Here is a 15676-nt window from a genome sequence, read left to right as displayed (position 1 = left end):
TGTGATATGAAACGCATTGCCGCCGTGTTAATACTACTGATCGTTACCGTGGGCACACTCTTTTTCGCCTATGAAAGCGAGAGTGAGGAACAACGGGACGGATTTACCGCTTATAGATTAATCGCCCATGCGATGGGCAGTATTCGTGATCAACCATATACCAACGCCTATGAAGCGATGATTGCCAATTACGAGAAAGGCACACGTGTATTTGAGATCGACTTTATGTTAACATCGGATCGCAAAGCCGTAGCCAGACATGAATGGACCGCTAATATGAGCAAAATGCTAGGACAAGACGAAGAGCTTCCGGAGGATAAACAAGCCGGGGCACTGACACATGATGAATTTATGAATACGCCTATCTTAGGCATGTATCAACCCATGGATGCCGATGGCATTATAGATGTACTGGCTAAGTACCCGGATATGTATATCGTAACCGACACCAAGGAACAGAAGGATGAGGATATTCAGCAGGTGTTAAGATCCCTCGTGGATGCAGCCAAAGAACATGACCCATCCGTGCTGGACCGGGTGGTTGTACAGATCTATAACGAACCGATGCTCGAAACGGTGAAAGAAGTCTATTCATTCCCTTCCATTATCTATACGTTATATGCCACACAGGATACAGAAGATCAGGTTGTTGATTTTGTGCAAAAAAATGATATTGATGCCGTGACTATGCCGGAATATAAAGTAAACCAGAATTTCGTGGCCAAGCTGAATAGTGCAGGCTCAGTCACCTACGTGCATACTATCAACGATACTGAACAGGTGGCTAACTATGAGAAGTGGGGCGTGTACGGGGTCTACTCGGACGTGCTGACGGAGCAGGAACTGGATGAGATGAATACACGTTTTGCCTGGAAACCGTAAAAATTCATGTTTTCCTGTTCCCCTTTTTATACGAACATTGACACTCACTGTCTGCTGACTTAGACTTAGTTTACAAGCTTTCTAGGATGCAGAAGAACCTCTGGAGGAATGTTCGTTGATAGACATGATTAAGCAGTGGAGACATGTATTTAAGCTTGACCCGGACCGGGAGATTACGGACGAAGAACTCGATCTGGTCTGCATGTCGGGGACAGATGCAATTATCGTTGGCGGATCTTCCGGAATTACCTATGATAACACGGTAGACCTGATGTCCCGAGTGCGTCGTTATGAATTGCCATGTGTGTTTGAAGTATCCGATCTGGAGGCTGTTGTTCCCGGGTTTGACGGATATTTGATCCCAATGGTCCTGAATGCAACGGACAGCAAATGGATGATAGGGCACCACCAGCAAGCTATAGAGCGTTACGGTTATCTTATCCCATGGGATCTGCTGATTGCCGAGGGTTATATTGTGCTTAATGCAAACTCTACGGTAGCGCGGTTGACTGGTGCAGATACGGATCTGACGACAGGAGCTGCGGTGGCATATGCCCAGGCAGCGGAGCGTCTGCTCAATCTTCCAATTGTATACATGGAGTACAGCGGAACGTTCGGAGATATGGAGCTTGTTGGTGAGACACACAGACAATTGGAGCGGGCACACCTCATCTACGGCGGCGGAATTGATGATTCGGAGAAAGCCGCGCAAGCTGCCCAGGTGGCAGATACTGTCGTGGTAGGTAACATTGTGTACAGCGATTTGACTAAGGCACTTGAGACGGTGTTGGCTGTAAAAGGAACCATTTAATCGGTTTAGTTTACCATTCCCCCATTTTCCCCTTATGATCTGTTAAAATAGAACTTTGCCCTTACTAAATAAAGAAGTTATATGAGCATAATGTCGTTTACACGAGAATGAAGAGGAGAGAAGTGAGCTGGAGAAACGAAATGCTCGTTAAAAGCTTTCTGTAAGAAAGCTAAATCCTAAGCATACTTCTATTACCTGATTTTGTTCTTTTTTCACTAAGAAATTCGTATACAGGGACTATGTTTACACGGAAACGTAGAGTGCAGAAGCAATCTGAAGAAACGAAGTGTTCTCTCTTGTATTTTTACTACCTTTAAATATAAGCTAAACTAATTTTTACACGAGAACGAAGAGGACAGAAATAAGCTGGAGAAGCGGAGCGTTCGCCTGTATTACCGGATTTTTACCTTTAAAAAAGTAGATCGAAAAATCCGGGAATAACAGCGATCGGAAGATTATTCTGTCATCGGAGTGGCAAGTGTAACCTATTAATTTTGCTTTATAGACCAACCAACGAAAGGAGCATGCATGCATGCAACCTGTAAATATACATGATGCCGTTGCACGGCTTAACACCCCTCAACGGCAAGCCGTCGAGGCGACGGATGGCCCGCTGCTGATTATGGCCGGAGCGGGCTCTGGCAAGACGCGGGTGCTGACACACCGGATTGCCTACCTTATTGCAACACGGAAGGCACCTCCGTGGGGCATTTTAGCGATTACCTTTACGAACAAAGCCGCTCGTGAGATGCAAGACCGGGTATCTCAACTCGTAGGTGGCTCCCAGGGCCGCGACATTTGGGTATCCACATTCCACTCCATGTGCGTGCGTATTTTGCGCCGTGACATTGAACGTATTGGTTTTACCTCCAACTTCAGTATTTTGGACTCATCGGACCAATTATCTGTAATTCGTAGCTGTATGAAAGATCAGAATATCGATACCAAGAAATTCGAACCCAAAGCAGTTCAATCGATGATGAGCACGGCGAAGAATGAACTGATCAGTCCGGAGCAATATGAGAAGCAGTCGGGAGACTATTTCGAGGGTATTGTGGCGAAGGTATATAAGATGTACCAGAAACGGTTAAGAGCCAACAACTCACTTGATTTCGACGATCTCATTATGCAGACCATTCAACTGTTCAAAGAAGTGCCGGAAGTCCTCGACTTTTACCAAAAGAAATTCCAATACATTCACGTGGACGAGTATCAGGATACGAACCGTGCACAGTACATGCTGTGCCGCATGCTCGCTGACAGTCACCATAACATCTGCGTTGTAGGGGATAGTGACCAGTCGATCTATCGCTGGCGTGGGGCGGATATCAGCAATATCCTGAACTTTGAGAAAGATTACCCTGAAGCAAACACGATTTTGCTGGAGCAGAACTATCGTTCAACTTCCAATATCCTGAATGCAGCCAATGAAGTGATCGGCCTGAATACAGGGCGTAAACCGAAGAAACTGTGGACGGACAAAGAGGGTGGTTCGAAGATCAAGGTGTACCGTGCGGATTCCGAGCATGATGAGGGGTATTTTGTTACCTCTGAGATTAGTAAAAATGTGAAGAACGGCAAATCCTATCAGAACCATGCCATTTTGTACCGTACCAACGCTCAGTCCCGGGTTATAGAGGAAATTCTGATCAAGTCTGATATTCCGTATCAGATTGTTGGCGGCATCAAGTTCTATGATCGTAAAGAGATCAAGGACATTCTGGCGTATCTGCGCCTGTTATCCAACCCCGACGATGATATCAGTCTTACCCGGATCATTAATGTACCGAAACGTAGCATTGGTGATACAACGGTAGCGAAGCTTGCGGCTGCCGCAGGAGAGCGTGGAATTTCTATTTTCCGTGTACTTCAGGTCGTAGATGATCTTGGTTTTGCTGGCCGTACGCGGAATGCGCTGGTGGAGTTCTATGACATGATCGCTGCGTTGCATCAGATGGTAGAGTATCTGTCTGTCACTGAACTGACTGAGAAGATTCTTGAGATGAGTCAATACCGTCTTGAGATGCAAAATGAAAACACACTCGAATCTCGCGCACGGCTGGAGAACATTGATGAGTTCCTGTCGGTAACGATGGAATTTGAGAAAAATAATGAAGACAAAACGCTCGTGTCGTTCCTCACCGATCTGGCATTGATTGCTGACATCGACAGCATGAACGATGATGAAGAGGATCAGAGCGACGCTGTTACCCTGATGACCATGCACAGCGCCAAAGGTCTGGAGTTCCCGGTTGTCTTTATCGTAGGTATGGAGGAAGGAGTCTTCCCGCATAGCCGTGCCTTTATGGACAATGAAGAATTGGAAGAAGAACGCCGACTTGCTTATGTAGGAATCACGCGTGCGGAAGAGCAACTGTTCCTGTCCTGTGCCCAGATGCGTACCTTGTTTGGACGTACAACAGCGAACCCGCCTTCCCGCTTCCTGGATGAAATTCCGGATGAGCTGAAGGAAGACACCTCGATGGCTCGTGATCGTTACCGCCGAGGCAGTAGCGGAGGCGGCTCATATGGTGGACGCGGACTAGGTTCTAGTGGAGGAAGTAACTTCGGTGGTGGCACCAAGCTATTCGATCACCAAAGTAAAAGCGGTTCATCTGCTACCTCATCCACGCCAACTTCGCGTGTGACCACAAGTGTCTCCCGCCCAACATATTCTACGCCATCATCTGCTTCCAAGCCGGTAGCTTCTGATGGTGAAGTAGGATTCAAGGCAGGAGATAAAGTGCAGCATGGTAAATGGGGGACAGGCACCATTGTTGCGGTCAAAGGGACAGGTAATGATACCGAACTGCAGATTGCCTTCCCGGCTCCGGTGGGTGTGAAACGTTTGCTTGCCGGATTTGCCCCAATTACGAAAGTAGAATAAGAACGAAACCTCCTTTTGCACGATAACAGAGAGAGCAGAAATAACTTGAAGAAGCATAGCGTTCGCCTTTATCCCCGGATTTCCACCTTTTAAAATGGATTAAAAGAAATCCGGAGATAACAGCGATCGGAAAGTTATTCTGTTATCGGAGTGTCAGTGTGGATATTCATTCATTGAAATTATGTAGTGATATCAACGATGGAACGTTTTTCTGTTATCGCAGTTCAGTGCAATAGGAGTGTTCGTTCTACATAGATCAAATTAACGGAGGGATGGCCCTGTATGGACCCGATGCACCGGATGGAGCAACTCGTTACCGAACTGAACCAGCATAATTATCAGTACTACACGATGGATCAGCCACAGATCAGCGATAAGGAGTATGATCTTCTGTACGATGAACTGGTTACGCTGGAACAGGAAAGCGGCATGGTTCTGCCTGATTCTCCAACACAGCGTGTGGGTGGCGAACTGCTAAAGGGGTTTACCCCGCATCGCCACTTATCCTCCTTATGGAGTCTGGACAAAGCACAGAATATTGAGCAACTTCGGAGCTGGAATACCCGTGTACTAAAACTGATTAATGACTATAACAGTAAAAATCCCGATACGCCTTTACCGGAACCAGGTTATGTCATTGAGTTGAAGTTTGACGGATTGACGCTGAACCTGACATACACCAACGGTGAGTTGGTGCAAGCCTCTACACGAGGGAACGGTACCGTAGGTGAAGGTATTTTGGCACAGGTAAGAACGATCCGATCCGTTCCGCTCAAAATTCCTTACACAAGCGGTACGATTGAAGTACAGGGTGAAGGCATCATGAATCTGTCTGTCTTGGACCGATACAATGAGACAGCGGCAGAGCCACTCAAGAATGCGCGTAATGCAGCAGCAGGAGCGCTCCGCAACCTGAATCCGAAGGCGACGGCTGAGCGTCGGTTGAATGCTTATTTTTATAATGTAGGTTATTCGGATGACATTCAGTTTGCCAATCATCAGCAGATGATGGATTTCCTGCGTGAGAACCGCTTCAAAGTTAATCCATCGATTACTTATTTCCATGAGTTTGATGATGTGATGGAACAACTGGCCGCGATTCAGGAGAACCGAGGGCAGCTAGACTATCTGATCGATGGAGCTGTTATCAAAATTACGGACATGCGCACCCGCGAGGTGTTGGGTTATACCGATAAATTCCCTCGCTGGGCGGTGGCATATAAATTCGAGGCTGAAGAGACCACGACGGTTCTTAACGCTGTGGTATGGAATGTGGGCCGTACTGGCAAAGTAACTCCGCTGGCACGCGTAGAACCGGTTGAACTTGCCGGGGTAACGGTACAGAACTGTACGCTGAACAATGTCGGCGATATTGAGCGCAAAAATCTGAAGTTTGCTCTGGGCACACGGGTCTTTATCCGTCGCTCCAACGACGTCATTCCTGAGATTCTGGGTAAAGTGACGGAGGAGAGTGATGGTGAGGAGATCGTCTTCCCTGAGCAGTGTCCTGCATGTGGATTCCCACTGGAGCAACGCGGAGCGCATCTGTTCTGTAACAATAGACTTGCGTGTAAACCACAAACGGTGGCACGTATTTCCCATTTTGCTTCCCGTGATGCTATGGACATCGAGACGTTCAGTGAGAAAACAGCGATTCAGTTGTATGATGAATTGAACGTACGTGAGCCTGCTGACCTGTATACGTTACAGTTTGATGATCTGGTGAAGCTGGAGCGATTTGGGGAAAAGAAAGCGAACAACCTTATCGCTGCGCTTGAGCTTAGTAAAGATAGAGACTTGGCTTCCTTCTTATACTCACTGGGTATTCCGAACACAGGTAAATCGACAACGCGCATGCTCGCTGATCATTATCGAGATCTGCACGCCATTATGAATGCAACCGTGGAAGAACTGGTTGAACTACCCGACGTCGGTGGTATTGTGGCAGAGAGCATCGTAAACTTTTTTGCAGATCCGTTTACACAGGCTGCAATTGAGAAAATGCTCAACTTGGGTGTGAAAGCTCAGGCACCTGAGGCACCAGCCGTTGCTGTTGTGGAAGATTCCTTCTTCAGTGGTAAAACGGTCGTCTTGACCGGAACGCTGCATCAATTGACGCGGGAAGAGGCAACGCAAAGACTGGAAGCGCTCGGAGCGAAGGTAACTGGCAGTGTGTCGAAAAAGACAGATTTGGTTATTGCCGGAGAGAAGGCAGGTAGTAAACTAACCAAAGCCCATGATCTCGGTATTCCAACGATTGAGGATGAGGACGAACTTGTGCGTCTCTTGAACCCACAGGGTTAAAGGATGAATTAACAAAAGAGTTCATATAAGAAAGCCCCCGAAGACACGAATATGTGATCGGGGGCTTTTGCTATTTATTGAATCACTTTTACAACGAATGAACGCTCACCAATCTTATCTTATCTCATCATGATCCACTTAAATTGTTAGGGATGCGCTGAGATGCGTCTGTAAGCCAAGCATCCTTATCATATCCTCGTTCTTCCCAGTAACCGATATGTTCGCTGTCGATGAGTTCAATGCGATTCAACCATTTTACCGATTTATAGGCATACATCTGAGGAATAACGAGCCGTACCGGACCGCCAAGATCAGCAGGGATAGGTTTGCCATCATGCATGACAGCGACCATAATATCATCCATTTGCGCTTGATCCATCGTAAGGGCATCCGTATACACACCATCACCGGAATAAAATTTCACACTGTGAGCTTCCGGTTTAACCCCGGCTTGTTTCAAAAGCTGTGCAAGAGAGATACCTTCCCAGGTATTCTTATATACAGACCAGCCCGTTACACAGTGAAAATCACTAACCTGTACGGTGCGCGTCAGCTTCACGAATTGTTCCCAATTCCAAACCTTTGCCCGTTCAACCAGTCCATCAATTCGGAAAGACCAGTTAGCATTGGAGAAGGACGGTATAGGCGTAACCGTATATACGCGGAAATGACCTTCAGCTCCGCCTCCAATGGGAGGTGAAGAGGCAGACAGTGGTTGTGGCAGAGGAACCATACGGTTAGGGTCGTTCTCCAGCATGCTATCAATACTGCTATCGATCTTGAGATTTCGTCCTACCCAGGATATAAAAGTAGGACCAAGAGTCACGGCGAGACCAACCCCCACAGCAGAACGGATGAAAGCTCGTCGTGTATACAAAGGTTGAGGTCGCTCCTCTGATTTGAGGGGATCTCTCTCGGAACTGCGATCAAACTGGGAAGAAGATATAGCAGCCGGAGTTTCTTTTTCATCCGATATTGAATCAGATGGATCAGCTGTATTTTGAGTTCGTGTTGAAGTTGTAGTGGTTTTAACCGCACGACGTGCAGGATCCTTTAACCATTTGGTCCGAGTGATGGAGTGATAGATAATATAAGGTAGGCCCACCCAAGTCAGCAGGTCATGGATCAAAAGTGCAGCATTCGACCATCGAGGTCCAGCTAGCTTGAACTGCCATAATACAATACCCGAGAGTAGCCAGCCTACCAGCAGCGCAAGAACAAAGATGGTGTTCACCCTTTGCCAAGGCCTATTACGAAGCTGTTTCCAGTGCTTTCCGGCCAAAATTAAGTAATATAATACGGGTGCCAGCATAGCTAGCCCAACGATGATATGTAGCCATTTTAACCAGACACGTCCAATTCCGAGTATCTCTCGCCAAAAACCTCCTATCAGCATAAGACCTGATATAGCTAGGATCACAACAATCCAGGCATTCCAAGCATGGATGGAAACCAACTTTTTGCCGTAACCTTTGCGTCTGTTCTTTAACCATTGCTTCAAGTGCGATCACCCCATATAGGTTAGTAATGAGTTTATTCAGAACTTTGGATATGTAATAGCTAGCTGTGAATGGAGTACGTGATCTGTGTAAAGGTGCAATGCGAGATGGTTATACAATTGTTCATAGGCTACTTATGAAAGTAGTACACTTGACTGCTTAACCTTATCCCTATATCTATATACCTTATTATAGAGTTTTTGGATCACTTTCTTCAAACCAACAGAAGGGCAGGGATCGTTATCCCGATCGGTACTCTAACTAAAACTCATCTAGATCATTATTACTTGTGGTTATAGAAGGCAGTATTATAGAAATGAGTTATTTCTTTTATATGTAATGCACTTTAAGGGTAGCCTTTCACTTGTTCAGAGCATGTGCTAATCTGTCGAATACAGGTTGGAAACAAGACAGCGTAGATGAAGATATGATGATATTAAAAGGTTGATTAAAAATGCTTGCTAAATAAATCACTACGTGATATATTATTTCTTGTCGCTTCAAACGAATGATTGTCATAATCATTTGAAAGATGACGAAAACAAAGTGTTGACAGTAAGTTAGTTAACATGATATGATAAGATTCCTGTCCGGTTGACAAACATCAACATAAACGGACATACAAGTTCCTTGAAAACTGAACAAATGGATAGTAACTTTTGATTCACAATGAATCGTCAGATTCAAAATGAGCTTATCGCTCTTTTCAATACTTTATTGGAGAGTTTGATCCTGGCTCAGGACGAACGCTGGCGGCATGCCTAATACATGCAAGTCGAGCGGACTATCAGAGAAGCTTGCTTCTCTGATAGTTAGCGGCGGACGGGTGAGTAACACGTAGGCAACCTGCCCTCAAGTTTGGGACAACTACCGGAAACGGTAGCTAATACCGAATAATTGTTTTCTTCGCCTGGAGGAAACTGGAAAGACGGAGCAATCTGTCACTTGGGGATGGGCCTGCGGCGCATTAGCTAGTTGGTGAGGTAACGGCTCACCAAGGCGACGATGCGTAGCCGACCTGAGAGGGTGATCGGCCACACTGGGACTGAGACACGGCCCAGACTCCTACGGGAGGCAGCAGTAGGGAATCTTCCGCAATGGGCGAAAGCCTGACGGAGCAATGCCGCGTGAGTGATGAAGGTTTTCGGATCGTAAAGCTCTGTTGCCAGGGAAGAACGCTTGGGAGAGTAACTGCTCTCAAGGTGACGGTACCTGAGAAGAAAGCCCCGGCTAACTACGTGCCAGCAGCCGCGGTAATACGTAGGGGGCAAGCGTTGTCCGGAATTATTGGGCGTAAAGCGCGCGCAGGCGGTCATTTAAGTCTGGTGTTTAATCCCGGGGCTCAACCCCGGATCGCACTGGAAACTGGGTGACTTGAGTGCAGAAGAGGAGAGTGGAATTCCACGTGTAGCGGTGAAATGCGTAGATATGTGGAGGAACACCAGTGGCGAAGGCGACTCTCTGGGCTGTAACTGACGCTGAGGCGCGAAAGCGTGGGGAGCAAACAGGATTAGATACCCTGGTAGTCCACGCCGTAAACGATGAGTGCTAGGTGTTAGGGGTTTCGATACCCTTGGTGCCGAAGTTAACACATTAAGCACTCCGCCTGGGGAGTACGGTCGCAAGACTGAAACTCAAAGGAATTGACGGGGACCCGCACAAGCAGTGGAGTATGTGGTTTAATTCGAAGCAACGCGAAGAACCTTACCAGGTCTTGACATCCCTCTGATCGGTGCAGAGATGTATCTTTCCTTCGGGACGGAGGAGACAGGTGGTGCATGGTTGTCGTCAGCTCGTGTCGTGAGATGTTGGGTTAAGTCCCGCAACGAGCGCAACCCTTATATTTAGTTGCCAGCACTTCGGGTGGGCACTCTAGATAGACTGCCGGTGACAAACCGGAGGAAGGTGGGGATGACGTCAAATCATCATGCCCCTTATGACCTGGGCTACACACGTACTACAATGGCCGGTACAACGGGCTGCGAAATCGCGAGATGGAGCCAATCCCAACAAAGCCGGTCTCAGTTCGGATTGCAGGCTGCAACTCGCCTGCATGAAGTCGGAATTGCTAGTAATCGCGGATCAGCATGCCGCGGTGAATACGTTCCCGGGTCTTGTACACACCGCCCGTCACACCACGAGAGTTTATAACACCCGAAGTCGGTGGGGTAACCGCAAGGAGCCAGCCGCCGAAGGTGGGATAGATGATTGGGGTGAAGTCGTAACAAGGTAGCCGTATCGGAAGGTGCGGCTGGATCACCTCCTTTCTATGGAGAATCGTTTCCTGCAACGGAAACATTCAAATATGCAGGTTCTTAGAACCTGCAACAGCAACACAGTTACTTATCCATTTGTTCAGTTTTGATGGAATTTGAGGGGCCATAGCTCAGCTGGGAGAGCGCCTGCCTTGCAAGCAGGAGGTCAGCGGTTCGATCCCGCTTGGCTCCACCAAACAATTTCATCTATTTGGCTTGTTCTTTGAAAACTAGATATCGAAACGAAACAAACGCGAATTAGAACATTCCTTTAAGCTGAACTTGTGCAAACAAGTCAAGTGTATAAAGGTAGTTAAATTGCTTTTGTGATGGTATCGGGTGAGAGCGACTTTTGGCTTTGCGCAAGCAAAACAAGGGAAGCGAGCGACCGAAACCGGAACAAAATGGTTAAGCTACTAAGAGCACACGGAGGATGCCTAGGCGCTAGGAGCCGATGAAGGACGTGGCGAACAACGAAACTGCCTCGGGGAGCTGTAAGCAAGCTTTGATCCGGGGGTGTCCGAATGGGGAAACCCAGCTGGGGTAATTTCCAGTTACTCACAACTGAATACATAGGTTGTGTAGAGGCATACCAGGGGAACTGAAACATCTAAGTACCCTGAGGAAGAGAAAACAATAGTGATTCCGTCAGTAGCGGCGAGCGAACGCGGAGAAGCCCAAACCAGAGAGCTTGCTCTTTGGGGTTGTGGGACGTCTCACATGGAGTTACAAAGGAACCGGTTAAGCGAAGAGGTCTGGAAAGGCCCGCCAAAGAAGGTAAAAGCCCTGTAGTTGAAAGTTGGTTCCCTCCGAGACGGATCCCGAGTAGTGCGGGGCACGTGAAACCCCGTATGAATCCGGCAGGACCATCTGCCAAGGCTAAATACTTCCTAGCGACCGATAGTGAAGCAGTACCGTGAGGGAAAGGTGAAAAGCACCCCGGAAGGGGAGTGAAATAGAACCTGAAACCGTGTGCTTACAAAAAGTCAGAGCCCGTTTTAGGGGTGATGGCGTGCCTTTTGTAGAATGAACCGGCGAGTTACGTTCCCGTGCAAGGTTAAGGTGAAGAGCCGGAGCCGCAGCGAAAGCGAGTCTGAATAGGGCGAATTAGTACGTGGACGTAGACCCGAAACCGGGTGATCTACCCCTGTCCAGGGTGAAGGTGCGGTAACACGCACTGGAGGCCCGAACCCACGCATGTTGAAAAATGCGGGGATGAGGTGGGGGTAGCGGAGAAATTCCAATCGAACTCGGAGATAGCTGGTTCTCCCCGAAATAGCTTTAGGGCTAGCCTCGGAAAACAGAGTCGTGGAGGTAGAGCACTGATTGGGTGCGGGGCCCGCAAGGGTTACCAAGCTCAGTCAAACTCCGAATGCCATAGACTTACTTCCGGGAGTCAGACAGTGAGTGCTAAGATCCATTGTCAAAAGGGAAACAGCCCAGACCATCAGCTAAGGTCCCCAAGTGTGTGTTAAGTGGGAAAGGATGTGGAGTTGCACAGACAACCAGGATGTTGGCTTAGAAGCAGCCACCATTGAAAGAGTGCGTAATAGCTCACTGGTCGAGTGACTCTGCGCCGAAAATGTAACGGGGCTAAACACACCACCGAAGCTATGGCTTGATGCTTTGCATCAGGGGTAGGGGAGCGTTGTATAAGGGTTGAAGGTGTACCGTAAGGAGCGCTGGACATTATACAAGTGAGAATGCCGGTATGAGTAACGAAAAGATCAGTGAGAATCTGATCCGCCGAAAGCCTAAGGGTTCCTGAGGAAGGCTCGTCCGCTCAGGGTAAGTCGGGACCTAAGGCGAGGCCGAAAGGCGTAGTCGAAGGACAACAGGTCGAAATTCCTGTACCACCGTAAGCCGTTATGAGCAATGGGGGGACGCAGTAGGGTAGTGACGCGGACTGATGGATGTCCGTCTAAGCAGTAAGGCTGATGTGTAGGCAAATCCGCACATTGTAAGGCTGAGCTGTGATGGGGAGCGAAAATTGTAGTAGCGAAGGTCATGATCTCACACTGCCAAGAAAAGCCTCTAGCCAGGTGATGGTGCCCGTACCGCAAACCGACACAGGTAGGCGAGAAGAGTATTCTAAGGCGCGCGGAAGAACTCTCGTTAAGGAACTCGGCAAAATGACCCCGTAACTTCGGGAGAAGGGGTGCCCCGGTAGTGTGAATAGCACGAGGGGGCCGCAGTGAAAAGGCCCAAGCGACTGTTTAGCAAAAACACAGGTCTGTGCGAAGCCGTAAGGCGAAGTATACGGGCTGACGCCTGCCCGGTGCTGGAAGGTTAAGGGGAGTGGTTAGGAGCAATCCGAAGCTGTGAACCGAAGCCCCAGTAAACGGCGGCCGTAACTATAACGGTCCTAAGGTAGCGAAATTCCTTGTCAGGTAAATTCTGACCCGCACGAATGGCGTAACGACTTGGGCGCTGTCTCAACGAGAGATCCGGTGAAATTTTAATACCTGTGAAGATGCAGGTTACCCGCGACAAGACGGAAAGACCCCATGGAGCTTTACTGCAGCTTGATATTGAATTTGGGTACGATCTGTACAGGATAGGTGGGAGCCTTTGAAGTGTGAGCGCCAGCTTGCATGGAGGCAACGTTGGGATACCACCCTGATCGTATCTAGGTTCTAACCTGGTACCGTAATCCGGTGCGGGGACAGTGTCAGGTGGGCAGTTTGACTGGGGCGGTCGCCTCCTAAAGAGTAACGGAGGCGCCCAAAGGTTCCCTCAGAATGGTTGGAAATCATTCGAAGAGTGCAAAGGCATAAGGGAGCTTGACTGCGAGACCTACAAGTCGAGCAGGGACGAAAGTCGGGCTTAGTGATCCGGTGGTACCGCATGGAAGGGCCATCGCTCAACGGATAAAAGCTACCCTGGGGATAACAGGCTTATCTCCCCCAAGAGTCCACATCGACGGGGAGGTTTGGCACCTCGATGTCGGCTCATCGCATCCTGGGGCTGAAGTAGGTCCCAAGGGTTGGGCTGTTCGCCCATTAAAGCGGTACGCGAGCTGGGTTCAGAACGTCGTGAGACAGTTCGGTCCCTATCTGTCGTGGGCGTAGGAAATTTGAGAGGAGCTGTCCTTAGTACGAGAGGACCGGGATGGACGTACCGCTGGTGTACCAGTTGTTCCGCCAGGAGCACCGCTGGGTAGCTATGTACGGACGGGATAAACGCTGAAAGCATCTAAGCGTGAAGCCCCCCTCAAGATGAGATTTCCCAGTATGTAAGACCCCTTGAAGACGACGAGGTAGATAGGCTGGGGGTGGAAGTGCAGCAATGCATGGAGCTGACCAGTACTAATCGGTCGAGGGCTTATCCAATAGCAAGTTGTAATTCGCATGTTTCGTTTCGAATCTAGTTTTCAGAGAATGATCTCTGAAATGAAAATTGGTACATCACAGAACGTGTGTATGATTTTCAGTTCCATATCTGATTTCAAGAAGCTATGCTTCGACAAATCGCGTTTGGTGGCGATAGCGGAGGGGTTCCACACGTACCCATCCCGAACACGACCGTTAAGCCCTCTAGCGCCGATGGTACTTGGACCGCAGGGTCCTGGGAGAGTAGGACGCCGCCAAGCGAAGAACCACTGCCGATGTTATTCGGTGGTGGTTTTTATTTGTTTATTTTAGGGGATGCGAAAGCATCTCTTATTTGACTTTGTAAGAATCCTCTGACACACTCTAAGGGGTACATATATCAGATATCAGGCCATGATTTGGATTGATAATAACTCTAGCGAATGGGGTGTAGGACAACATGGAAATTCAGAAATTGACGGTAGATGATTTTGAACCGGCGATGGCACTCTCCGAATATGCTTTTCAAGTAGTAATGAGTGAAGAACAGAAAGAAAAACGACGGAGTCAATTTTCGTCACAGGATATATGGGGTGTATATGAGGACGGGCAGCTAGGAGCCAAACTTCACATCATTCCTTTTCAAACCTATATTCATGGCAGATCGTTCGAGATGGGTGGTATTGCGGGTGTTGCCACCTGGCCAGAGTATAGACGCAAAGGCTTGGTAGCGGGTCTGCTGAAGCATGCGTTGGAAGAAATGAATCGTAACAAACAGAGCATATCATTCTTGCATCCATTCTCTTTTGGTTTCTATCGGAAGTATGGATGGGAGACGTATGTTGAATTTAAACGTTATAAAGTACCTACAGCTCATTTGCCTCAGAAAAAAGCGACACCTGGAACAATTCGGCGTGGGGATCCGGGCCTCAGCATATTAAAGGAAGTATACAGTGCTTATGCTGAGCGTTATAACGGAACTCTGGTTCGGGATGATGCAAGGTGGGAGAATTCAGTTCTTGTTAATGGGACCAGCCAGAAGGCTGTATATTACGATGAAGCTGATGCAGCACAAGGTTATCTTTTATATGAAGTTAAGGAAAATAAATTTACCATTAAAGAGGTCATCTATCTGAATGAAGAGGCTAGGCAAGGGCTGTGGACCTTTATTGCTAACCATGATTCCATGATCCAGGAAGTTACGTTGCAGGCGCCTGCCAGTGATACGCTTGCCTTCCAATTGGATAACCCACGGATTCAGCAGGAGATTGTACCTTATTTTATGGCGCGTATCGTTAGTGTAGAGCAGTTTATATCCCAGTATCCATTTGCAAGCCAGGACTCACCGGTGCAGATTGTACTTCAGGTAGAAGATGCCCACGCTCCATGGAATGAAGGGGTATGGCAATTAAACGTGGCAATGAACGGAACAGCATCCATATGGAAAACATCGGAACCAATTAATGATGATCAGACAATTAAGGTGGATATTCAATCCCTTACCGCGGTCCTGATGGGATATCGCAGACCAACGGAAATGGCACGAATCGGAAGAATTCACGGACCGAACACAGCAATCAAGGCTTTGGAACAAGCGATTCCTGAACGGGAAACCTATTTGCTCGATTTCTTCTGATGACTATTCCCACTGCTCCATTTAACTTGATTAGCTTATATAGAAATACGGCGTGATTAAAAGACAAATGGACTTCTCCAGCAATTTTGGG

The 15676-nt window shown here is 48.0% G+C and carries 6 protein-coding genes, 1 tRNA gene and 3 rRNA genes; 9 read left to right on the top strand and 1 reads right to left on the bottom strand.

The window, feature by feature from the left end; translation table 11 throughout:
- Positions 1-6: 6 nt before the first annotated feature.
- The 4 genes from BS614_RS30505 (at position 7) to ligA (ending at position 6884) form a co-directional block, all read left to right on the top strand.
- On the top strand, positions 7-882 hold the full coding sequence (locus BS614_RS30505) for a phosphatidylinositol-specific phospholipase C/glycerophosphodiester phosphodiesterase family protein (RefSeq protein ID WP_074096576.1): 876 nt from the start codon (positions 7-9) through the stop codon (positions 880-882).
- Between the two features lie 115 nt (positions 883-997).
- Positions 998-1693: a heptaprenylglyceryl phosphate synthase gene (gene pcrB / locus BS614_RS30500; RefSeq protein ID WP_074096575.1), complete on the top strand. Its 696-nt coding sequence runs from the start codon at positions 998-1000 to the stop codon at positions 1691-1693.
- Positions 1694-2225: 532 nt separating this feature from the next.
- Entirely contained in the window at positions 2226-4580 is a 2355-nt protein-coding gene (gene pcrA / locus BS614_RS30495; RefSeq protein WP_074096574.1) for a DNA helicase PcrA, read from the top strand.
- A gap of 282 nt (positions 4581-4862) precedes the next feature.
- On the top strand, positions 4863-6884 hold the full coding sequence (gene ligA / locus BS614_RS30490; RefSeq protein WP_047840609.1) for an NAD-dependent DNA ligase LigA: 2022 nt from the start codon (positions 4863-4865) through the stop codon (positions 6882-6884).
- Positions 6885-7011: 127 nt separating this feature from the next.
- Here ligA and BS614_RS30485 read toward each other — a convergent pair whose 3' ends face one another.
- Positions 7012-8385: a molybdopterin-dependent oxidoreductase gene (locus BS614_RS30485; protein WP_074096573.1), complete on the bottom strand. Its 1374-nt coding sequence runs from the start codon at positions 8383-8385 to the stop codon at positions 7012-7014.
- Between the two features lie 712 nt (positions 8386-9097).
- Here BS614_RS30485 and BS614_RS30480 point away from each other — a divergent pair.
- From BS614_RS30480 to BS614_RS30460, 5 genes are all read left to right on the top strand, one after another.
- Positions 9098-10650 (top strand): 16S ribosomal RNA (locus BS614_RS30480).
- Positions 10651-10758: 108 nt separating this feature from the next.
- Positions 10759-10834, top strand: a tRNA-Ala gene (locus BS614_RS30475).
- A gap of 210 nt (positions 10835-11044) precedes the next feature.
- Positions 11045-13970: ribosomal RNA gene (locus tag BS614_RS30470) — 23S ribosomal RNA — on the top strand.
- 143 nt (positions 13971-14113) lie between these two features.
- Positions 14114-14230 (top strand): 5S ribosomal RNA (gene rrf / locus BS614_RS30465).
- The 16S, 23S and 5S rRNA genes sit together here with 1 tRNA gene alongside, the layout of an rRNA operon.
- A gap of 179 nt (positions 14231-14409) precedes the next feature.
- Positions 14410-15585 carry a GNAT family N-acetyltransferase gene (locus BS614_RS30460; protein WP_074096572.1) on the top strand — a complete coding sequence of 392 codons (1176 nt, stop codon included), beginning with the start codon at positions 14410-14412 and terminating at the stop codon, positions 15583-15585.
- Positions 15586-15676: the final 91 nt, after the last annotated feature.

It is taken from the genome of Paenibacillus xylanexedens (genome assembly GCF_001908275.1).
Taxonomy (GTDB): Bacteria; Bacillota; Bacilli; order Paenibacillales; family Paenibacillaceae; genus Paenibacillus; species Paenibacillus xylanexedens_A.
This window is presented reverse-complemented; position numbering and strand designations above follow the sequence as displayed.

What these genes read in the sequence shown, in the direction of transcription:
- pcrA (WP_074096574.1), top strand. Translation starts at nt 2,226, where the DNA reads ATGCAACCTGTAAATATACATGATGCCGTTGCACGGCTTAACACCCCT.
- ligA (WP_047840609.1), top strand. Translation starts at nt 4,863, where the DNA reads ATGGACCCGATGCACCGGATGGAGCAACTCGTTACCGAACTGAACCAG.
- BS614_RS30505 (WP_074096576.1), top strand. Translation starts at nt 7, where the DNA reads ATGAAACGCATTGCCGCCGTGTTAATACTACTGATCGTTACCGTGGGC.
- BS614_RS30460 (WP_074096572.1), top strand. Translation starts at nt 14,410, where the DNA reads ATGGAAATTCAGAAATTGACGGTAGATGATTTTGAACCGGCGATGGCA.